The following is a 20,137-nucleotide window of genomic DNA, read 5'->3' as shown; positions in this document are numbered from 1 at the left end:
GCAATGATCAGGTTCGCCTTCGCCGGGCGGGTCTCCACCGAAGACCAGCAAGATCCGGACGCGTCTCGCAACTGGCAGCTCGGACGCGCGAACGCCCTGGTCGGTCAGCACGGGCGGATCGTCGCGGAGTTCTTCGACATCGGGCAGTCGCGGTCGATCCCGTGGAAGCGCCGCCCCGCGGCCGGGCGGCTGCTCGAGCTGCTCAAAGAACCCGAGCGAGGGTTCGACGCGGTCGTGATCGGCGAACCGCAGCGCGCGTTCTACGGCAACCAGTTCGGGCTAACGTTTCCGGTCTTCGTCCATTACGGCGTGCAGCTGTGGGTGCCGGAGGTCGGCGGTCCGATCGACCCGGACTCCGAAGCACACGACCTGATCATGTCGGTGTTCGGTGGCATGTCCAAAGGCGAACGCAACCGCATCAAGATCCGCGTCCGCGCCGCCATGGCCGCGCAAGCGCAAGTCGAGGGCCGCTACCTCGGCGGCCGACCACCTTACGGTATCGTCTCGCCAACGCCGGGCCTCATCCCAACCCGGGCAAAGCCGCCGATGGTAAACGGCTGCATACCCTTGAACCCGACCCTGTCACCGCACCGGTGGTGCAACGAATCTTCAGCGAATACCTCTCCGGCATAGGGATTTTCGCCGTCGCGCAACGACTCACCGCCGACAACATCTTGTGCCCCTCGGCCTACGACCGTAGACGCAACAGCCATCGCTCCGGCGCCGCGTGGTCCAAGAGCGCGGTGCGCGCCATCCTGGGCAATCCGCGCTACACCGGCTACGAGGTATGGAACAAGCAGCGCAAACAGGAGTCCCTCATCGACGTCGATGACGTCGCCCTGGGCCATCACACCCGCCTGGCGTGGAACCCGAAGACCGAGTGGGTCTACTCCGACCAACCTGCCCATAGCGCGCTCATCAGCAAGGACGCCTTCGAGCAGACGCAACTACGGCTCGCTGCCCAAGGCCCGCAATCGACGGGCAGGACCACGACCCGTCGTCAGCACCCGTACGCCTTCAAGGGGCTGCTGTTCCACGAGGCCTGCGGACGGAGGATGCAAGGCAACTGGAACCACGGGCTGCCGCACTACCGCTGCCGCTACCCCTCCGAGTACGCCCTCGCCAATAAGCTCGATCACCCGACGACCGTCTACCTGCGCGAAGACCAGCTCAGCGGCCCGATCGATTCATGGTTGGCCGACATCTTTCACGCCGACCAGATCGAGCATTCGCTGACCATGCTCGAGGACGCGCAAACCGACAACACTCATGCCATCGAGAGTGCGCGACGATCGCTTGCCGAACACGACCGCAAACTGTCGCGGTACCGAGCAGCACTGGAAGCGGGCACCGACCCGGCCCTTGTGGCGAGCTGGACCCAACAAGTTCAGCGCGAACGCCAGGCCACCGCGGCACACCTCACCGCGCTGGAAGCCGAGCAACGCTCGGATCACCACTTGAACAAGGAGGAGATCCACCAGCTTGTGACCTCACTGGGCGGCCTAGTTCACATACTGAAGGCGGCTGACCCCACCGACAAACTCGAGGTCTACCGGCAACTCGGCCTGAAGCTCACCTACGACCACGAAAAACGGGTGATTGTGGCAGAAACTGCTCCACAACCACCCGTGTGCGTAGTGTCTGTGTCCGGAGGGGGAAAAGGACACCGAAACTGCGGCAAATATGCACACTTTTCGTGTACATGGCTTCACCATACACGTTTTCCGCGTCCAGGGCGGTCGCCGGACACCCTCCCTGCAGCACGAATGCGCAGCTACAAGGATCGACGAAGTGGCCTGTGCTGCAATGCTGTTGGACTGAGTGGGCAATCGCTTCTGCGTTGGTTCGAACGCGGCCGGAGCCGAGGGTGCGGCCCGAAGCGCAAATGCACGACCGAATGCCGCTGCTGTAGCGGCTCCTACAGCAGCAGGGGTTGGATCATGCTGACTTGACACGCTTTCAGCATTGCTACACGCCGGTACTCGTGTCAATGGTTCAAGGTCATCCAGTTCGAATGACTTTGACCAGTTCGCAAATCTTCAGCGAGTCGATGAGACGAGTCCGAGGCAGTCTCGAACTGAACTGACGAAGGGTCTTTCCGGCACACCGTATGGCCGTGCACCGATATGCGCCTTCTCCTCCCTGCGGTAGAGGGCGTTGAGGGACTCGAAGGCGTTGGCGGAGTAGATGACCTGCCTTATCGAACACCCACCCGCTGACGGGCGCGGGGTCTGCGTAGACGAGTTCGGCCGCTGAACCTGCAGCCCCGGCTCGGCCGCGGCTGGTTCACCACCCACCGGCCACGTCGGGGTCGGCGTCGGCAGCGTCAACTTCGATGCCGGTTGCCAGTGTGTCGAGGGTGGCCGCGAGGGCGTGAGCGGCGTGGACACAAGTGGCTGGCAGGCATTCAGGAGTTCGGTGAGTGCGGCGGGGATTCGGGCGGCGTTCTGAAAGATGAGCACGATGACGGCGATGCCAGCGAGGATTTCGGTAACCATGCTGGCTAGCGCGGCTCGATCACCGGATTCGGTGCATCCGGTGCGGGCAGGTCGCGCCCGATCCCAGGTTAGTGGCCCGGGCGGGCATAGTCTGCCGAACGACACCGAACACGCTCCTAGGGAGAAGGAATGGTGGTAACTGATCCGCACGACGTCCATACCCGCGAGGACATGGCACAGGCACTGCACATGCTCCATACCGGCGCCGGTATCAGCTACTTACAGCTGGCTGAAGCAGCGGGGGTTACGGCCGCGCACAATACGATCCACGACTGGGCGCACGGCAATAGCTTCCCGCAGTGGGCGAACCTGGCTCTGGTCCTGCGGGCTTGGGGCATCACCGAACCTGGGGCGGTGCAAACGTGGAAGGACGCACACACTCGAGTCGGCAACGAATCCCGGAACCGGCCGGGGGTGTGGCTGACCCAGGTGCAGGATCCGTTCGGGCTGGAAGTGCATGAACCGATCACCGCCATCGGAGTCGGTGGCGAGGCGGAGGTGTTGCCGCCGTGCATCGGCCGTGCTCACGATGATCAACTAGCTGAAGTGGTGGAGCGGGCCCTGGACGGGAAAGCGGGGCCGCGTTCCTGCTCGGTGACTCCTCGACCGGTAAGACCCGTGCGTTGTGGGAGGCACTGGACCGGTTGCGCGGACGGGGTGGGTGGCGGTTGTGGCATCCGTCGTCGTTTCGCCGGGAGGAACTGAGCGGACAACTGGAGCGGATCGGGCCGCGCACGGTGGTGTGGCTCAACGAGGCTCAGCGCTATTTTCTGCCCGCGCACGAGCAGGAACGCGGCCGTCTGGCCGAGCAGCTGCATGTGGTCCTCGCCGATCCTCGACGAGCGCCGGTGCTGATCCTGGGCAGTTTGTGGCACGAGCACTACAGCGCCTTTGCAACGATCCCGGCTCGGCAACCCGCAAATTGCTCGGTCCGGCCGTGATCAAGGTGCCTCCGAGATTCACCGGCGCCGATCTGGCCGCGGTGCGTGCCGCTGTCGACAGGGATCCGCGGCTGAAGCTGGCATGTAAGCGAGCCGAGGACGGGCAGATCACCCAAGCATCTGGCCGGGGGGCCGGAACTCATCCACTTCCATGACAAGGAGGCGAGTGCAACGGGGCGGGCGGTGATCCAGGCGGCGATGGACGCCGCGCGGATGGGGCATCCGAACGTGTTGCCGTTCACGTTGCTGCGCGATGCCGCCGCTGGCTATCTCAGCGACGCCACCTAGGTGTCCTGACCACAGAGGTTGGTGACGGCGTGTCGGGCTGACATGGCGAAGACCTCCGGGTGAAGTGCGAGCTGTCTAGGAACGCCTTCACCAATCGGAGGTCTTCGTGTCCCACCGTAATGCCCCGTTGTCAGAACTGGGCCGACTGCGGCTTGCTCGTTGTGTCGTTGAGGACGGTTGGCCTTTGAGGCGAGCCGCCGAACGATTCCAGGTCTCAGCGACCACGGCGAAACGGTGGGCCGACCGCTATCGGACCGACGGCGCTGCCGGTATGGCCGATCGATCCAGCCGCCCGCACCGCAGTCCGCGACGAACCCCGGTGCGCACCGAGCGGCGCATCATCAAACTCCGCCCTCTGCGCCGGTGGGGACCGGCCCGGATCGCCTACCTGCTCGGCCTGCACCCGGCCACCGTGCATCGGGTCCTGGCCCGCTATCGGCTGGCACGGCTGCGGTGGCTCGATCGCGCCACCGGCCGGGTGATCCGCCGCTACGAACACCCTGAACCCGGCGACCTGGTGCATGTCGACATCAAGAAACTGGGCAACATTCCCGACGGCGGCGGACACCGCGCCGTGGGCCGCCGCACCGGCGGACGCAACCGCGCGCGCACACCCGGAAAAGTATTGCGCCGCAATGGAAGCAGCCATGTCGGCAACAGCTATTTGCACAATGCTGTCGATGACCACTCCCGCCTGGCCTACTCAGAGATCCTGAGCGACGAGCGCAAGGAAACCGCTGTCGCGTTCTGGCGACGCGCACGCAACTACTTCCACACCCACGGAATCACTGTCCGGCGGGTGCTCACCGACAACGGCTCCTGCTACAAATCCCAACTCTGGCGCGACACCCTCATCGAGACCGGCATCACCCACAAACGCACCCGCCCCTACCGGCCACAAACCAACGGCAAGGTCGAACGCTTCAACCGCACCCTGCTCGAGGAATGGGCCTACGCCCGCCCCTACCGCACCGAAACCGAACGCCGCAACACCTTCCCCGACTGGCTACACACCTACAATCACCACCGCGGCCACACCGCACTCGGCGGACACCCACCAGCCAGCCGCGTTCCTAACCTCTCAGGTCAATACAACTAGCGGGTGCGCCCATCAGCCATCGCGATATTGGTGGAACGGCCCAGCGGTACCTTCCTTCTCACGCTGCCGGAGAGCATCAAGCTGACCAAGTCACTTTGCACTTGACGCGACGCCTGCTTGATCTCCCGGCGCCGATGTGACGCAGTTTGGCCGGGAATCGCGGCCGAGAATCACTGGCCACAAGGCTATCGTCGCAGCTACAAGCATGCCAATCTGTCTGCCCAGACCACGCGGCCCTCAACTGCGCGGCGCCAACAAGAATCAACCCGCGGCTGCGCCAATACCTGCCCAAGAAGCCGACGTACGCCGGTTCAGTCAAGCCGACCTCGACAACATCGCCGACGAGCTCAGCAACCGGCCCGCAAGATCCACCAATCGAAGCCCAGCAGAAGCTTACGCCGCTTCCTCACCTAGGGTGACGCACCGACCATTGAGTCCGAGATGGATTGTCCAGACCTTTCGTACCATTCAGTTCGCGTCTTCGTCTCGGCGGTCGACAGCGTTAAACTTCGTCGATTGCCGGTTCGAGGGAGGAAGACGCGTGGCTGATAACAAGAAAATAGTTTTCGTTGCGTTCGCGATCGAGGACGAGCGTCAGAGGGACTTTCTGAAAGGGCAGTCACTGAGTCCTCGTTCTCCATACGAGTTCATCGACATGTCCGTGAAGGAGGCGTACGAGACCGACTGGAAGGACAAGGTGCGGACGCGCATCAAGCGGTCCCACGGCGTGATCGTGCTCGTGAGCAAGAACTCTCTCACGTCGACCGGTCAGGATTGGGAGATCCAGTGCGCCAAGGAAGAGGGCAAGAAGATCCGCGGAATCTGGGCCTACAAGAACGACCGGACGAACCTGCCCGGCGTACCCACAGTCGAGTGGAGCGATAAGAACATCAGCGACTTCATCGACTCGCTCTAGGAGACTGCGGTGCGTAAGGCACTCATAGTCGGTATCGACTACTACGAGTACGAGGACTGTCTGTACGGCTGCGTCAACGACGCTCTCGCGGTGAAAATGCTCCTTGAAAGGCACGCCGATGGGAGGGCCAATTTCCTTTCACCGAAGGTGCTTACCGCGTCAGCGCCCGACCAAGCAGTGACCAAAAAGGAGCTCAAGCAGTCCGTAGAAGAGTTGTTCGTTGACGACTCGGACATCGCGTTGCTGTACTTCGCCGGCCACGGCTACATCGAATCCACGGGTGGCTATCTGGTCGCCAGCGACACAGGTCCCGATGACGACGGTCTGTCGCTGAACGACGTTATGACCTACGCCAACAGCTCCAAGGCCAAGAACAAGATCATCATTCTCGACAGCTGCCACAGCGGCGCGGCTGGCAGCAAGCCACTGACTCCCAGCACCAGCGTATTATCCGAAGGAGTGACCATTCTTACGGCCTCGTCGGATCACCAATACTCCGCGGAGGAGGCCGGATCGGGTGTTTTCACGACCCTTCTGGTCGACGCGCTGAGTGGATCAGCGGCGAACCTGGTCGGGGACATCACCCCTGGTAGCGTGTACGCCCACATCGATCAATCGCTCGGCCCGTGGCAGCAGCGGCCTGTATTCAAGACCAACGTCAAGACGTTCGTCTCGCTCAGGAAGGCAGAACCTCCGATCGATCTGATGCACCTGCACTCCTTGACCACGCTCTTCCCCACCCCGGACTACCAATTCCCCCTGGACCCCACCTACGAGCCGGAACGGAACTCCGACCAACGGGCAGAAGGCGTCCCCGAACCGGATGAAGAGAACACCCGCACCTTCGCAGTTCTGCAGAAGCTCGTACGTGTGAATTTGGTCCGCCCTGTCAGTGGCGTCCCGCACATGTGGCATGCCGCCATGGAGAGCAAGGCCTGTGAGCTCACAGTACTGGGGCAGCACTACTGGAACCTCGTCAAACGTGCTCTGATCTAACAATGTCCGACGACCAACAGCGTTACCTGGATGTGCTTCGCTCGCCTGAGCTAGTGGAGCGTCTTGCGGCGATCGAACACGATCGGTGGTCCCACTGGCAGAGATACATGCACTCCAGGTGCATAGTCGCCGCGGACGGCTCGTTGACGATCCCTGCCGAGTTGGTCGAACGCTGGGCTAGCCAAATGACGACTTCGTACGAAGATCTGCCTGAAGATCAGAGGGAGAGCGACCGGGAGCAGGTGCGTCGATACCTGCCCGTCATCGAGAACGCACTTACCTCCAAACATGCCCCGTAATGCCCACGTATCAGCTCGTCTTGGCGGTCCGCCGTCGGCGAGCCCCACAATGACGGCCTGACAGTGTCTGCGCCCGAATGCGAACGGCGCATCTTGGTCGCTGATGGCACCATTCGGCTCATGCGCGGCCAGCACTGCTCTGGGGGATAGTTATCTTCCGAATCGGGCCGGGAACCGTCATGGCCTGCACACCGAGTTCGGAGCCGGGCGCCGTCAGTCTCGGTGATGAGGCGAGAGCCCGCAGGGTTTCCCAGACCGAATGTGGTGGTTTGGCGGTGTCGGCAATGTACACCGCGTATGCTCCGGCGCGTTCAATCCGGCGAGAGGGAGGATGACCGATGAGCATCCCGCAAACCATGTTTCAGCTGCTTGCACTGCTGGCACTCGTGGTTCCTGGCATCACCTATTCGGTTACCCGCCGCCGACTCGTTGGGCCGGGGACAGACGAGAAAGACTTCAGCATCCGCCTCGCCCGAGCTATCGCGGTCAGCGTCGTCCTCGACTGCCTCTACATCGCACTCGGGTGGCCCCTCATAAATAAGTTCTGGAGCAAGGACGCACAAGGTACACCCGGGTACCTGCAGCACCCGCAGGAGGCTGCGTTGATGGTCCTCATGCTGGCATTCGTGATACCAGGTCTTCTGGCACTAGCCGGACAAATCCGACTGTTAGAGGAGCGTTGCCCCCAGGGACAGAGGCAGTGGTGGGAACGAATCTCCCTCGGCTGGACGCCAATATGGCATCCGGCTCCGAGCGCGTGGGACGCTCACGCGCCTGATCTCGGCGGTCACTACGTGGCCATCCGCACCAATGACGGAGCGTGGGTCGGAGGCTATCTGCCGGATAATGGCGGATACGTGTCCACCTACCCCGAACCGCGCGATATCTTCATTCCCCAACCATTCGAGATCGACGACGATATCGCCTTCGTCGCGCCCGTACCGAACGGGCGGGGATTGTTCGTGCCGCTCACCGGCAGCGAACGGGTGTACTGGTTCGCCCCCGACCACCAGCCGACGCCGGAAGGGAGCAATCCGCCCAGCCCTACCGGCGATGAAAGGGAGCAGTAAGCGTCGAGTCACCGCGGCCGACCGCCACCCTCAGAAGGTTTCGGCGGAGGCGGCGGCGGAGCCGGCAGCGGCGGAACGTTCGGAGCGGGCCGGCGGCCACCTTGATGCGACGGGTTGCGGGTCTGCTTCCCCCTCTTCTCGCTGATTCCGGCTATCGAGGTCGGCCCCGTCCGTTCGAAGGCTGCGGCGGCGGGGCCCTTTCGGCCTCCATGCAAGCGGGACCGCTCGTCGTTCTGCGACATGCAGTGATCGTACGCCCCGCAACCGACACTACCGCCGGTCGAATCAAGCACACGGGTGCGGCGGAGAATCCTCCCGATTACCGCGACTGCGAAACCGCATCAGCGCACCACTTCGGTCGAGGTTGAAGTCGCCGAGGACCAGTAGGTTGTCGTTCCAATCGGATTTGCGGTCTGCCCATGAGCGCATCCATTGCGCGAACGCGGTGACCTCCGGCAGCCGTTGCGCTGGATTGTCGCCCCACAGGACATGCACGGTCGTGAGAATGAATTCGGTCGTGCCGCGAACGAAGCTGGCCGCGTAGGGTGTGCGGGCGAACTGGCGGACCGGTGTGTCCGCGACGGGTGGCAGCACGATTTCGCCGACGAGTCCGGAGGGGTGGACGCGGCGGGAGTTGTAGACGAAGGCGAGGCGTTCGTCGTTTCCTGCGTCGCCTTCAGTGGCGTCGGATGCGATGACGTGCCAGTGCTGGCCGAGCTGCTCCAGGAGAAAGGTGAGAGCGGTGGTGTTGCGGTGGACTTCTTGCAGGGCAACGACGTCGAAGCGGGAGATCACTTCGGCGATGAGGGTGACCGCACGCCAGTCACGTTTGGGGGGAGTCGGTGGAGGTGGCCTGCCAGGTGCGGCTGAGGTTGCCGAACATGCGCAGGTTCCAGCTGCCGATAAGGAGATTGTCGGCGGTTGCCGCGGGGATCGTGGCGGCTACAGCGGCACCCAGCTGAGACGCTTGTTGCTGAACATCGGCCGGCGGCGTGCTCATAGCTATATTGCAGCACAACCCGCTGGGCCGGAATCGATACTCTGCTCGAGACACACCGTCGCAGACCGGCTTGCCATCGGCTGAGTCGTTCGGCCCGAGTTTGTATGCCTCGCAGGGTTTCGCATACAGTTGCTTTGTCAGTTACCGAGCGAACGCTCAGGTACGAATACCCCAGATCGCGGCTCCTGGACCGGTTTGCCTGGTTCAAGGGCCACGATTGGTTATCGCCCACCAGCTGTTGATCATGGGTAGCGGCGTAGTCGCCGACGAGCGAACAGGGACGATCAGCGCTATCGCCGGTGGTCCCGCAACGATCTCGGCGTTCGCGGGCTGATTTTGCACGTGATGGATGCGACGCGATATCGCAGATTGCCGTCATCAATGACGCTCCGTCGCAGCGTTCGGAGGCATACCCGCCAAGGAGAATGAGTGCGTCCCCGTCCGGTTAAGTCCCGGACGGCTTCGAGGCCATTCCACGAAGTATTCCGTTCGTGAGGTCGCCGCCTAGGGTGATGTCAGCCTGGGCGACAAGAGACCGCCACCACGACGACCTCCGAGGATCCGGGGCGCCCTCGCCCCACCTCGGTAGGGCAGTCGGGCCCGTGAGCTCGGAGGTTTAGTCCCCGAGTTGGAGGGTGGCCTGGAGCTCACCGCAGAGACGCGTTGTCGGCCCACGGGTGACGGGTGCGGGTTGCGGGCTGTCTCGGTGCTTGTGTGGGTCCGCGGTCGAGTGGGTGGGGTTCGTTGGTGAGTGTCGCGAGCGCGTGGGCGACTTCTTCGTGGGTGGCGCGGATGTAGGTCGTCGTTGATCCGGTGTCGCCGGTGGCATCGGTGTGGCCGGCGTAGGCGTGGGCGACGGCGTAGCCGAAGTTGCGTTCGACCCAGGTGAGGGTGGTGTGACGCAGCCAGTGGGCGCTGACGTCGTAGGCGGCGACCCAGGGCAGATGTTCACGCAGCCGGTTCCAAAGGTGGTCGTAGCGACGGGAAGTGAGATGCCGCCCGTTGCTGTAACGCAGGACCGAAGCATTGTCGGATCGGTCCTGGCCAGAGGCGCTGGAGCAGGGACGTTGGCGGATGTGGTCCTGCAGGTGGTGCATCAGGGTGGGGGAGATCGGTTGCCATCGTGTCGTATCGTTCTTTTCGCGGAGGTAGACCTGGCTGTAGCGGGGGTCGAGGTCTCGGATTCGAAGATTCAGTACTCCACCTCGGCGGCAAGCGGTTTCAACGTGCAGGCGCAGGATGAGCGCGTCGAGTTCGCGGTCGTTGCCTGTGGTGGCCGCGGCATGGAAGATTTCCGACAGCTGCTGGTCGTTGAGGGCGTGGCGGCCGCTGGGCGGCCGCCGGCTCTTGGGCACTAGCAGGGCGGGGTTGTCGGTGAGGTAGCCGTCGTCATCGGCGTGCCGGTACACCCGCCGGATCGCCGCGAGCATGTGCTCGTAGGCACTGTGTCCGCCGCGAGAGTTGCGCCGCACCACAGCATGTTTCTTCGCGTGTTCGGCCAAGGCCCGAATCTCGAGGGCGGTCGGCTCGGTGATCAACCGGCTGCCCCACACCTCGACAAGCCGCTTCCAATACGGCCCGTAGTTGCGTAACGAGCCCGGGGAAGCCGCCGCCTCGACCAACGCCACGTAGGCAGAGAAGGTCGGAATCGTCGTCGACCCCGGTGCCTCGGCAAGCCTCACCTCGGCTGGGGGCGGTTGGTCGGCGTGTGCGGATTCGGTTGCGTGCGTGATGTCGAGCAGTTGTTCGGGTCGGATGCCGAGTTGGTCGAGAAGCATGCGGGCGGCGGCGACCGCAGACTTGTCTTTCACTGCGACTCCTTTGCGGTGTATCGGTGGTGGGCGGTGAGGATGGCTGCGAGCACGTGCGGGGGATAGAGCCTCACCGATGACCGGCTCACGGACCCGACCATCAGGACCTGATCGCCGGGGCGCAGCAGACAGCCGCGGCGTATGTCGGCTGAGAGAAAGATCCAGCCGTCGCGCAGGGCCGCCAATCGTGGCGTCGATCCCGGCGTGAGCACGACTGCGCCGGCATCGAGGCCCACCGCGAGAGTTCGCAGATCCGACCAGCCCAGCCCGTCGGTGATTCGCTTCAAGCACAAGCGGCCGTGGTGAGTCATGGCCGACACGGCGTAGTATTCGCGCTCGCCGCGAATAGGCGACAGCGCAGCCAGATCCGGCAACGGCAGCGCCGCGATCGTTGCGGGAACCGCCGCAGCGGTTGTACCCGCGGGCCGGGTAATCGGCGTCATACGACCCCCACCGGGCCAGCGCCAATCAGCTGCATCTCGAGCTCCGATCTCTTCGTTGAAAACGGACGTGCATTCACTGCAAGGTTGCCGAGAAGTGGTTCTGACACGGTGTCGTGCTGAGGAGGGCGAGCTGATGCGCTTCGCGTGAGGGGTCGCATCGCCGCGGACCAGGATTATAGGACGTTTATGCATGGGATGGAAGAGCATAGGACGATTACGCTCTGGATCAATACGCGTGGGACGTATGTGCTTGGGCCGACATGTCCAGCCCAGGCAAGCCCGCGCTCAATCCGACCGCTGCGGCGTTCGGAGCACGCGTGCGTGCCCGCCGCACCGAACTCGGCTGGAGCCAAGAAGCCGCCGCGCATGCGTGCGGAGTCCACTGGACCTACCTCGGGCAAGTCGAACGCGGGCAACGCAGCCCCCGGGTGGAGAACATCATGAAGTTTGCTGCTGGTCTGCAGACCACGCCGGGGCAGCTGATGGATGAGCTTCCGGTCCCCGAGGACTTGACGTAGGCAGTCTCGACCGGGCGAATCTGTGGCGTAAGGGACTGTGCAGTCACCCAATTGACCGATCGGGGAGTAGGCGGTGCGAGCGGTTGGGTTCGAGCCGTCCGGTTAGTAGTCTGTTTGGTTGCTGACAGCGCAGGGCCTTGCAGCACCGCTGCAAAGTCGTCCCCTGGCGTCTTGTACTCGTAGCTGGTGGCAGACCTACGCAGCTCGCGCCGTTCACACCTGACGGGCCAACCCGACTGATAATCTCGTGCACTCACCTAGAACGGACCTCGACGCGATCACTGGGAGCACAGCCATCAACGGGAACTCAACAGGTCCGCCGCATTCGAATGTTCGGCTGATCGTGGCGGCTGGTGGTACCGGTGGGCACATCTATCCCGCGGTCACCACAGTGCGCGCGCTGCGTGAGGAACTGGCCAGCAGCGGGCGTCGCCTCGACGTGTTGTGGATCGGGCAGGCCGGCGGATTGGAATCGAGAATCGCGGCCAGCGAGGGTATCCGGTTCGCTGCGGTGGCGACAGGCAAGATCCGTCGCGCGGCCGACCCGTTGAAGATGGTGACGCGCGCCAACGCTACGGACATGTTGCGTGTCCCACGCGGTATCGCCGAGGCTTGGCGGACGGTGGGCCGGTTCCGGCCGGATGTGGTGCTCGCGACCGGTGGGTATGTCACCGTGCCGGTCGGGTTGGCGGCGTGGCTGCGGCGTCGGCCGTTGGTGGTGCACGAGCAGACTGTCCGTGTGGGCCTGGCCAATCGGGTGCTTGCCCGTCTTGCCACCCGCGTGGCACTGTCGTCGGAATCCAGTCTGACGTTGCTACCGGGACGCGCCGCGGCGAAGTCCGCCGTCACCGGTAACCCTGTGCGGCCGGAGTTGTTCGACGGCGACGCTGACAAAGCTGTCGTCGCTCTGGGAGCAGACGGTTTCGACCGCAGCTTGCCGACCATTTATGTCACCGGTGGTGCCCAAGGCGCCGTACAGATCAATCGGGTCGTGCGTGAACTGTTGCCGTGGCTGCTACAGCGCGCCAACGTGATCCACCAATGCGGCAAGACATCGATCACTGAACTCCGCGAGCAAGCCGCCACCCTCGACGCAGTGATGGGCGCACGGTATGTGCTCACCGAGTTCGTTGGCCCGGAGTTGGCGGATGTGTTCGCGTTGGCTGATGTAATCGTTTCCCGCAGCGGCGCGGGCACCATCGCAGAGCTCACCGCGCTCGGCAAAGCATCGGTATTGATCCCTTTGGCGTCTTCGGCCGGCAACGAGCAAGCCCACAACGCCGCCACTCTGGCTGAACAAAGAGCGGCAGTCGCGCCGCTCGGGGACGTCTCGGCACAGGTCTTGCGGGAAGCGATCGAACCGCTGCTGGGCGATCCTGGCCGCCGAGCAGCGATCGCCGCCCGTGCCCGCGAGCACGGGCGACCTGACGCAGCCAGGGCGCTGACGAGCCTGCTGATGTCCGTCGCCGGCTAGGACCGCTGACTGTTGGTGATCGCATCCCGGAGTGCGGCTGCGACCCGGGCAACGTCCGGTTCGGTCATGGCCGGATGGAACGGCAGGCTCATGATCTCGCGGGCCGTCGCCTCGGTGACCGGCAGCGGCCGCGACCATCGGGCGAACGCAGGCTGGGTGTGGTTGGGCGGGTAATGCACCCCGACACCGATCCCGCGGTCACGCATGAACTCGAAAACGCTGTCGCGCTTGGCAACTCGGATCACGCAGTTGAACGGCACACTGTGCTGCACGTCGACGTCGACCAACCTCACGCCGTCCACACCCGCCAGCGCGCGGGCATAGGCCCGCCACAACGTTTTGCGGGTGGTCTCGATCGAGTCGAAACGGGCCAGTTGCACGCTCCCGATCACCGCGTGCAGGGCTGAGAGGTGGTAGCGCCACCCGACGGTGTCCACGTTGTAGGTGGTCGAGCGGATGCGGGCGGCTTGAGACTGGCCTGACCCCGAGCAGGCGCAGGCTCCGTGCTCGGTCAGCCTGCTCGGGTGTGCGGGGGATCAACGCCCCACCTTCGCCGCAGGTCAAGTTCTTGATCGGTCCGAAGGAGAACGCTGTCAGCGCGCCGGTCGCGCCGACTCGGACCGTGCCGAGGCGCGAACCGAAGGCGTGTGCAGCGTCCTCGACCACCGTGATGCTCCGCTCGTCCAGCTCCGGCCGCAGGTCGCCGAGATCGACTGCGCGGCCGCCGTAGAGGACCGGCACCACCGCGCGGGTGCGGGGCGTGATCGCTTCGCGCACTGTGGTGCTGGTGACGCACAGTGTGGTGGCGTCGATGTCAGCGAAACGGGGGTGCGCGCCGGTCATCAGAATCGCATGCACGGTGGCGCAGAACGTCTGGGACGGCACCACGACCTCATCACCGGGTCCTACACCGGCCAGCAGCAGTCCGAGATGCAGTGCCGCGGTACACGAGGAAACCGAATACCGTCAGACCGGCCGCAACTGGAGCTACCAGTAACGCGACAATCCCACATCACAACGCCGCAACGGCTCAGGACTGGTCCCGTTTCGCGAAATCGAACCAGCCATTACACCTCTGAGGAACTCAGGCGGCGCCGCCGCGGGGCCGGTCAAGGCGAGATCTCGGGGAAGTGGCCGCGGGCGACATCTAGGTACGGGTCGGATTGCACCGCCTGAAGCAGAAGCCGAGTGACGTACTATCGGTGCGCACTGAACCGATGAGGGTGGGGTGACCGTGAGTCAAGCACATTCGAGCCCGGGACACCCCGGTAGCGGAGATGCCGTGCAACCATCGTACGGAGCTGGCCCGCCGCCGGTAGATATCGGCTCACTGCCGCATGACGTGCTGCAGTGGTCAGCGGCTGCGTTCGGCGCGGTTGCGCCCGCGGCGACTGTGTTCGGTAAGGCGTTCCTGGAAACGCTGGGTGAGCGTACGGCCGACGGTGCGGCAGCGCTTCCGGCCAAGCTACGCCAACGCTGGTTTCGGCGGGCACGGCGATCCCACAGTGGCGCCGAGGTGGTGACGGTGCTCGACATCGAGAACGTGGATGCGGCGGCGATTCTAGTCACCGCGGACCTCCCGGACGAGGCCCGCCTGGCTCTGCTCGACCTCGACCCCACCGAGCCTGCCCTGCACAAAAAGGTGTTGGGCTGGAACGCCGAAAACCAGCAATGGGTACCGGTGGAACTACCAGTCACACAGGTGAGCCCACCGCCGGGTGCCGGGGGATAGGATCTGGCCGACCGCGGCACTGTCGGCACGCTGATCCTGGACGGCGTACCCGTCCGGATCGGCTCTCGCCCTGAGCTACACGTCGCCGCGCCCTTGCCCGACCGGGGCGGGCGGGTGGTCGGACCAGCACACTCGATCGCGTGTACGCGGTCGTGATGATCGACTGTATCTGGTTAAGATCCGCGCTGGTCAGCTGTCGTCCCGGCCGGTCTACGTGGCTGTCGGTATTGGCCTCGACCGTGCCTGTGACGTGCTCGGGCTCTGGGTGGCCGACGTCTGTGGGTGCGTCCCACCGCAATATGCCAGCACAGCCGACGCGGGCCGCCCTCCCGCTAACACAACTCTGCCGTCCGACGACCCGCCGAGGGGCGCCTTCGGATCTTGGTTCAGGATGCCTTGCGGTGCTCGTCGTTCTCGTGCTGAGCGATCACGGCCAGCAGTTCGCGCACCCACGCCGGTCGCTGCTCGCCGGTTCCGGCCTCGGCCACGTCGCGTTCGATCAGCGAGCGGATATAGGCCGACTGCGACATGCCGAGGTTCGCGGCGCGGCGCTTGCACGCCTGATCGAGGTCACGTGTCAGCTTCACCGATCGGGGGATGAGGACCGGTTCGGTGCCCGGGCCGGTCTCGATCGGCGGGGTGACCGGTTCATCGGTGAACTCGAGGCGCTCGGTCATCGCCGCTAATTCGACGGGGCTCATGTTCAAGAACGGATCAGTCATTGCGGGTCGCCTCCCACTTCTCGAAGTCCGCAGCCTGGTCGGCGGTCAGGTATGCGGCGCTGTACACCTCGATGTCGCGACCGAGACGGCGGGCGAAGACCGACAACGGTGTGCCGTCGTCGGCGCGGCCCCAGACCACCAGGGACCTCAGCCCGGTTGCCGGGTCGACGGCCGCCCGCAGCCAGACCGGCCGATTTCCTTTCATCCACGCATCCACGAAGTCGAATACGTCGTCCGGATCGACTCCTGTTCGCGCCAGCACCTGGGCAAGCGCCCAGTACCACTCGATCGCCACATTCTGAGACTACCCCACGGACTACCCGCCCGGAAGGTCGGAGAACCGGCACGTCATCCCAAATCACAACACATGCCGGCGTACGGATTCTGATTTTCCGATCGGATTCGCCAGCGCTCCGCAGCGACGGCCCGACATCGAGGACCGGGCTCGCGGCAGCTACCAGCGAGCCTCGCTGCAAGTGGTGCGGTCATCGGTCATGTGACAGCATCGGGCGGACACCGGCGGCGTGGGCGCTCGGTTGCCGCTGAGTGGACTGCCGCGGGACGCACCGCGGGGTGATCGCCGCGGCCATCGCGCTGCTCATCTGTGTGCGGCGGGTGTGCGGGGGTGGTGTCCTCGCGGGCCGTGGTGGCGGCGCGTCGTGGGCGGCCGATGAACAGGCAGATCACGGCCACGACCAGCGAGCATCCGATGAACCACCCGATGGCCAGGGTGAACGACGACAGCGTGGGGGAGGTCGTTCCCGGGATGGTAGACAGCGACAGCATCACCGATACGATCGCCACCCCGACCGCCGAGAACGCCTGCCGGGCGGTGGAAAGCACGCCGGTGCTGACGCTGGTGACGTCCTCGGGCACGGATTCGATGACGATCTTCGGGTACCCGGTGTAGGCGAAGGCAGTGGCGACCGCGCCGACCACGAACACCGCGATCATTACCGGGAATGACCGGTGGCCCAGCAGGATCATGACATTGGCGAGCGCGAACAGCGCCGCACCGGCGAGGAACGCGGTCCGCCCGCCCCATCGCCCGGCCACCAGTCCGGCTACGGGGGAGGCCGCGAATCCGACGATCGCGCCGAGTCCGGCCACCAGACCGGTAACCGTAGCCGACATGCCGAGCCCGACGGGCAGTGTCGCCGGGGACTGCAGGATCATCGGGGTGACGATCTGCACGGCGCCCGCCGGGCCTAGTGCGAGCACTGACAGTGCGATCAGGTTGAGCGCCATTTGCCGGTCGGCCAGGACGCGCAGGTCGACCAGCGGGTCTCCCTGTCGCAGCTCCCAGAGGGCCCACCCTGCCAAAATCGTGAGGCCGGTGCCGAGGAAGGCGAGGACGGCAAGACTGGACCAGCCCCATCGCGGACCCTGGGTCATGCCGTAGAGGAGCGCGGTCAGACCCGGAGTGAGCAGCGCGGCGCCCAGGTAGTCGAAGCGGTGCAGCTGTCCGGAGGCCGGGGAGGGCGGTAGTCCGGCCGTCGCGACGACCGCCGCCACCACGGCCAGTCCGGCGGCGAAGACGAAGATCATGTGCCAGTCGGTGATATCGAGCAGTACGCCCGCGATCAGGGAACCGCCGGACCCGGCGAGCAGCGCGGCGCCGCTGATGAATCCGACTGCGAGCGACACTTTTCCGGGTGGCAGGGCCTCGCGGGCGAGGCCGTAGCACAGCGGCAGGATCGCTCCCGCCGCGCCTTGGATGCCGCGGCCGGCGATGATCGCGGCCATCGAGTCCCCGGCGACGCTGACCAGCGACCCGGCGGCGGACAGCAGCATGACGGCGATGAGGACTTTCTTGCGGCCGTGGAGGTCGCCGAGGCGTCCGCCGACCAGGGCAGCGGTAGCCGCGACGAGCATGTAGGCGGTCACCGCCCAGCCGGTGGTGGAGGCAGGCGCGCCGAAGATCTCGCCGAACCGCGGCAGCGCGATGAAGATCATCCCGGCCTCGAACGCACTGACGCATTCGGCCAGGATCAGCGCCGTCACGATCAGCACGGTGGATCGGGCACTCGTCGGTGTGGGACCCGATCGCGCGGGTTCGGATGCTGGATCGAACATCCCGTTTCCTCTCCTCTTGGCGCGAGCGTCGCGGCACCGGCGGAACGGCCGGGGCGATCCGCACCGTAGGGCGCATCTGACTTGCCGATCGGTGCGCTTTCCGTTCAGCGGGAAGCTGCGCCTGCGGGTCGGCACTGTTTCCTGCTCAGCGGGACGCTCGGGACCGCACGCCCCCGGACCCGGAGGAGGCCGAGCTCGTTCTCCCGAAAGGGGAGGGGGTCCATCACGGGTGCGGGCACCGGGAAGCCGCGCGTCGATCCGTGCGGAAGCGCCGCGCCCGGCCCATCAAACGTTCCCGCAGTTCAAGGCGGCGATCCGATGCCGACGACCAGCTCGGTCGGCTGACCCGCGAGCGGCTGGCCGGGGCGCGGACGCTGACCGGCCCATCCGACCACGGCTCCACCAAGGCGCTCTACGCGCGCGACCCCGATGGCATCGAGTTCGAGGTGTATTGGCTGGTTGCCAGACGAACACGTCGAAGAGGCGCTGCGGCCGGGCACGACCATGACGGCACCGTTGGATTTCTTTCGGCGGAGATCGAACGCTACGGCGCGCGCGCCGGGCGGCCCTCACCCGGATCTTGCGGTCTGAGCCCGCGTCGCGCGCGGCACGGCGCGCGGGGTTGAGCCCTTCATCTTGCGCTGCGCCGGTGCCGTTGTGCTGGCCTGGGGCGACTCGGGACCCGGCACCGCCTGCGGTGACGAAGACGCCGGAAGTGGAAAGACCTGTTCAGCTCCGGTCAGCGGGTGTGCCCGGCGCCGGTTCGCCGCGGACCCCGGTTGCCAGCAGCAGGTGCGCGAGGGCGGCGCCGTCGAGTAAGCGGCTGGTCCGGCGGTGTACCCGCCAGCCCTCCGCGGTGCGGGTGAGCGACCAGTGGTGGGCGGTGGCGCGCCGCACGGTGAACCGCCCGTGGTCGTGCAGCACCAGCAGCGAATGGCAGGCCGCAGTGGCGGAGTCGCCGTCGACGGTGATGTGGGCCGGTCCGAGGAAGTGCGCGCACCCGCCCGCGATGAACCCCTGATGGGTGTTTGAGCGGACCATCGCGGCCAGATCCGCGCGGCCGGACAGCAGTCCGCTGTCGACGTCGTACACGCCGTCCTCGGTCCACAGCGCGGCGACGTCGTCCGCAGCTCCGTCGTCTACCAGCGGGCCGTAGGACGCGATCAGCCGCCGGATCTCGTGTTCGTCCTCGAGCACGCGCACTCGAGCCTCCAGCGCCACCAGGCGGTCTTCCATGGGTCCCTCCTCGGCCTCGTCGCGGCATCGGCAGGTGCGCAGCCGTCCGTTGCCGCGCATTCTGCGCTTCCGCGGCCCTGCGGCGGCGGCGCTGTTCCGGTCTGCGGGACACCGATTGGCGGCAGACCCCCGGATTCTGAGTGACCATTCAGCGGGAAGGTGCGGCGGAGAATCCTTGATCGCTTGGCATGGTGACCACTGTCATCGTCCCCTCCACCGATCGGAAGGCCGGATGTTCTCGGAACGAGCGTTCTTCTCCTTCGTCGAACTAGGCGACCCCGCCGGGCACCGCGCCTACAACGAGTGGCATGCGCTGGATCACCGGCCGGAGAATCTGTTGCTGCCGGGCGTCGCGTGGGGCGACCGGTGGGCGCGCCCCGCCGAGTACGCCGAGGTGGGCGAGCCGCCGACGGCGGAACTGGGAGACTTCGACTACGCGGCCATGTACTGGTTCCGCCCGCCGTACGAGGAGAGCGTCGCGGCGTGGACAAAGCTGGGGGAGGACTCCTTCCAGTGGGGCCGCGGACCCCTGCTACCCGGTGTGCGCCGCCGCTTCCTCGGATTCTTCACGCCCGTGAAGGGGTACGCGGCTCCCCGGATCCGGGTCTCGCCGGATGCGCTGCCGTTCCGGCCGAACAGGGGCCTGCACCTGTCGGTCACCCACTTCGAGGACGCGCACAATACCGAGGTCCACGACCTGTTCCAGTGGGAAGACCGCGTCGGCATCCCGGCACTGCTGGAATGCCCCGGCGTGGCGGGTGCCTGGACGTTCTCCCTGCTGTCGCTGCAGAAGCACCCGACCCTGCCCGGCCTGCACGACGAGCGCCCGGAATTCGGCCCTGGCTCGCTGCGGATCCGGCTGCTCTACCTCGACGCGGATCCGGCCGACACCGCCCGCGCCGTCGCCGGCGTGGAACGGGAGCCGGCGGACGGCAGCGGACGCCCGGCGGTAGGCCGGACGCTGTTCCACGGTCCGCTGCGCTCGATCATCCCCTTTCAGGACTGGTGACCCGCGCGT

At 65.5% G+C, this 20,137-nt stretch carries 21 protein-coding genes and 1 pseudogene; 12 read left to right on the top strand and 10 right to left on the bottom strand.

From position 1 onward, the window contains the following. Positions 1-3: 3 nt before the first annotated feature. The 7 genes from ACZ6DL_RS22260 to ACZ6DL_RS22230 all read left to right on the top strand — a co-directional run bounded on the left by ACZ6DL_RS22260 (position 4) and on the right by ACZ6DL_RS22230 (position 8,107). Entirely contained in the window at positions 4-633 is a 630-nt protein-coding gene (locus tag ACZ6DL_RS22260; protein WP_466053768.1) for a recombinase family protein, read from the top strand. Further along, positions 594-1,952 carry a recombinase family protein gene (locus ACZ6DL_RS22255; RefSeq protein ID WP_466053766.1) on the top strand — a complete coding sequence of 453 codons (1,359 nt, stop codon included), beginning with the start codon at positions 594-596 and terminating at the stop codon, positions 1,950-1,952. The genes ACZ6DL_RS22260 and ACZ6DL_RS22255 overlap by 40 nt, the downstream gene beginning before the upstream one ends. Before the next feature lie 1,169 nt (positions 1,953-3,121). Beyond that, positions 3,122-3,439, top strand: a complete 318-nt coding sequence (locus ACZ6DL_RS22250) for a hypothetical protein (RefSeq protein ID WP_466053764.1) — start codon at positions 3,122-3,124, stop codon at positions 3,437-3,439. A 394-nt stretch (positions 3,440-3,833) separates the two neighbouring features. Then, positions 3,834-4,826 (top strand): IS481 family transposase, encoded by a 993-nt coding sequence (locus tag ACZ6DL_RS22245; RefSeq protein ID WP_466053762.1) that lies wholly within the window; start codon positions 3,834-3,836, stop codon positions 4,824-4,826. 541 nt (positions 4,827-5,367) lie between these two features. Next, on the top strand, positions 5,368-5,742 hold the full coding sequence (locus ACZ6DL_RS22240) for a TIR domain-containing protein (protein ID WP_466053760.1): 375 nt from the start codon (positions 5,368-5,370) through the stop codon (positions 5,740-5,742). 9 nt (positions 5,743-5,751) lie between these two features. Next, a complete protein-coding gene (locus ACZ6DL_RS22235) occupies positions 5,752-6,738 on the top strand; it encodes a caspase family protein (RefSeq protein ID WP_466053758.1) in 987 nt (328 codons plus the stop codon). A gap of 637 nt (positions 6,739-7,375) precedes the next feature. Further along, positions 7,376-8,107, top strand: coding sequence for a DUF6338 family protein (locus tag ACZ6DL_RS22230; RefSeq protein ID WP_466053756.1), 732 nt, complete (start codon positions 7,376-7,378; stop codon positions 8,105-8,107). A gap of 285 nt (positions 8,108-8,392) precedes the next feature. Here the strand turns inward: ACZ6DL_RS22230 and ACZ6DL_RS22225 are convergent, their stop codons facing one another. The 4 genes from ACZ6DL_RS22225 to ACZ6DL_RS22210 form a co-directional block, all read right to left on the bottom strand. Beyond that, the gene (locus tag ACZ6DL_RS22225; protein WP_466053801.1) at positions 8,393-8,911 is read right to left on the bottom strand and encodes an endonuclease/exonuclease/phosphatase family protein; all 519 of its coding nucleotides are present in this window, start codon (positions 8,909-8,911) and stop codon (positions 8,393-8,395) included. Between the two features lie 19 nt (positions 8,912-8,930). Further along, on the bottom strand, positions 8,931-9,107 hold the full coding sequence (locus tag ACZ6DL_RS22220) for a hypothetical protein (RefSeq protein WP_466053754.1): 177 nt from the start codon (positions 9,105-9,107) through the stop codon (positions 8,931-8,933). Between the two features lie 647 nt (positions 9,108-9,754). Beyond that, on the bottom strand, positions 9,755-10,918 hold the full coding sequence (locus ACZ6DL_RS22215) for a tyrosine-type recombinase/integrase (RefSeq protein WP_466053753.1): 1,164 nt from the start codon (positions 10,916-10,918) through the stop codon (positions 9,755-9,757). Continuing rightward, on the bottom strand, positions 10,915-11,361 hold the full coding sequence (locus ACZ6DL_RS22210) for a hypothetical protein (protein ID WP_466053751.1): 447 nt from the start codon (positions 11,359-11,361) through the stop codon (positions 10,915-10,917). Before ACZ6DL_RS22210 ends, ACZ6DL_RS22215 begins: the two co-directional genes overlap by 4 nt. Positions 11,362-11,621: 260 nt before the next feature. Here ACZ6DL_RS22210 and ACZ6DL_RS22205 point away from each other — a divergent pair, with 260 nt between their 5' ends. Further along, positions 11,622-11,879, top strand: coding sequence for a helix-turn-helix domain-containing protein (locus ACZ6DL_RS22205; protein ID WP_466053749.1), 258 nt, complete (start codon positions 11,622-11,624; stop codon positions 11,877-11,879). 343 nt (positions 11,880-12,222) lie between these two features. Then, on the top strand, positions 12,223-13,353 hold the full coding sequence (locus tag ACZ6DL_RS22200; protein ID WP_466053747.1) for a UDP-N-acetylglucosamine--N-acetylmuramyl-(pentapeptide) pyrophosphoryl-undecaprenol N-acetylglucosamine transferase: 1,131 nt from the start codon (positions 12,223-12,225) through the stop codon (positions 13,351-13,353). Here the strand turns inward: ACZ6DL_RS22200 and ACZ6DL_RS22195 are convergent. Both ACZ6DL_RS22195 and ACZ6DL_RS22190 read right to left on the bottom strand, forming a co-directional pair. Next, positions 13,350-13,811 carry a DegT/DnrJ/EryC1/StrS family aminotransferase gene (locus ACZ6DL_RS22195; protein WP_466053799.1) on the bottom strand — a complete coding sequence of 154 codons (462 nt, stop codon included), beginning with the start codon at positions 13,809-13,811 and terminating at the stop codon, positions 13,350-13,352. The two genes, ACZ6DL_RS22200 and ACZ6DL_RS22195, sit on opposite strands and share 4 nt — an antisense overlap. 28 nt (positions 13,812-13,839) lie before the next feature. Beyond that, positions 13,840-14,301, bottom strand: a pseudogene (locus tag ACZ6DL_RS22190) (DegT/DnrJ/EryC1/StrS family aminotransferase); the annotation flags it as partial. 334 nt (positions 14,302-14,635) lie between these two features. On the opposite strand from ACZ6DL_RS22190, the gene ACZ6DL_RS22185 reads away from it, so the two are divergent. After that, positions 14,636-15,085, top strand: a complete 450-nt coding sequence (locus tag ACZ6DL_RS22185; protein ID WP_466053745.1) for a hypothetical protein — start codon at positions 14,636-14,638, stop codon at positions 15,083-15,085. Between the two features lie 386 nt (positions 15,086-15,471). Here ACZ6DL_RS22185 and ACZ6DL_RS22180 read toward each other — a convergent pair whose 3' ends face one another. From ACZ6DL_RS22180 to ACZ6DL_RS22170, 3 genes are all read right to left on the bottom strand, one after another. Then, positions 15,472-15,807 carry a hypothetical protein gene (locus ACZ6DL_RS22180; RefSeq protein WP_466053743.1) on the bottom strand — a complete coding sequence of 112 codons (336 nt, stop codon included), beginning with the start codon at positions 15,805-15,807 and terminating at the stop codon, positions 15,472-15,474. Continuing rightward, positions 15,800-16,102: a hypothetical protein gene (locus tag ACZ6DL_RS22175; RefSeq protein WP_466053741.1), complete on the bottom strand. Its 303-nt coding sequence runs from the start codon at positions 16,100-16,102 to the stop codon at positions 15,800-15,802. Before ACZ6DL_RS22175 ends, ACZ6DL_RS22180 begins: the two co-directional genes overlap by 8 nt. 197 nt (positions 16,103-16,299) lie before the next feature. Beyond that, complete coding sequence (locus ACZ6DL_RS22170; RefSeq protein ID WP_466053739.1) at positions 16,300-17,883, bottom strand: MFS transporter; 1,584 nt, start codon at positions 17,881-17,883, stop codon at positions 16,300-16,302. A gap of 260 nt (positions 17,884-18,143) precedes the next feature. Here ACZ6DL_RS22170 and ACZ6DL_RS22165 point away from each other — a divergent pair, with 260 nt between their 5' ends. Next, on the top strand, positions 18,144-18,509 hold the full coding sequence (locus ACZ6DL_RS22165; protein WP_466053737.1) for a hypothetical protein: 366 nt from the start codon (positions 18,144-18,146) through the stop codon (positions 18,507-18,509). A gap of 103 nt (positions 18,510-18,612) precedes the next feature. Here the strand turns inward: ACZ6DL_RS22165 and ACZ6DL_RS22160 are convergent, their stop codons facing one another. Further along, positions 18,613-19,119: a nuclear transport factor 2 family protein gene (locus ACZ6DL_RS22160; RefSeq protein WP_466053735.1), complete on the bottom strand. Its 507-nt coding sequence runs from the start codon at positions 19,117-19,119 to the stop codon at positions 18,613-18,615. A 232-nt stretch (positions 19,120-19,351) separates the two neighbouring features. Between ACZ6DL_RS22160 and ACZ6DL_RS22155 the strand changes: the two genes are divergently transcribed. Next, a complete protein-coding gene (locus tag ACZ6DL_RS22155; protein WP_466053733.1) occupies positions 19,352-20,128 on the top strand; it encodes a hypothetical protein in 777 nt (258 codons plus the stop codon). Positions 20,129-20,137 lie beyond the last annotated feature (9 nt).

This window comes from Nocardia sp. NPDC041819, assembly GCF_055590505.1.
The sequence above is the reverse complement of the archived record's forward strand: the minus strand, read 5'-3'. Positions and strand labels throughout refer to the sequence as shown.

Excerpts from the sequence above, each read along its gene's own strand:
- ACZ6DL_RS22260 (WP_466053768.1), top strand. The coding sequence starts at position 4 with ATGATCAGGTTCGCCTTCGCCGGGCGGGTCTCCACCGAAGACCAGCAA.
- ACZ6DL_RS22230 (WP_466053756.1), top strand. The coding sequence starts at position 7,376 with ATGAGCATCCCGCAAACCATGTTTCAGCTGCTTGCACTGCTGGCACTC.
- ACZ6DL_RS22220 (WP_466053754.1), bottom strand. The coding sequence starts at position 9,107 with ATGAGCACGCCGCCGGCCGATGTTCAGCAACAAGCGTCTCAGCTGGGT.
- ACZ6DL_RS22210 (WP_466053751.1), bottom strand. The coding sequence starts at position 11,361 with ATGACGCCGATTACCCGGCCCGCGGGTACAACCGCTGCGGCGGTTCCC.
- ACZ6DL_RS22205 (WP_466053749.1), top strand. The coding sequence starts at position 11,622 with ATGTCCAGCCCAGGCAAGCCCGCGCTCAATCCGACCGCTGCGGCGTTC.
- ACZ6DL_RS22180 (WP_466053743.1), bottom strand. The coding sequence starts at position 15,807 with ATGACTGATCCGTTCTTGAACATGAGCCCCGTCGAATTAGCGGCGATG.
- ACZ6DL_RS22170 (WP_466053739.1), bottom strand. The coding sequence starts at position 17,883 with ATGTTCGATCCAGCATCCGAACCCGCGCGATCGGGTCCCACACCGACG.
- ACZ6DL_RS22160 (WP_466053735.1), bottom strand. The coding sequence starts at position 19,119 with ATGGAAGACCGCCTGGTGGCGCTGGAGGCTCGAGTGCGCGTGCTCGAG.
- ACZ6DL_RS22155 (WP_466053733.1), top strand. The coding sequence starts at position 19,352 with ATGTTCTCGGAACGAGCGTTCTTCTCCTTCGTCGAACTAGGCGACCCC.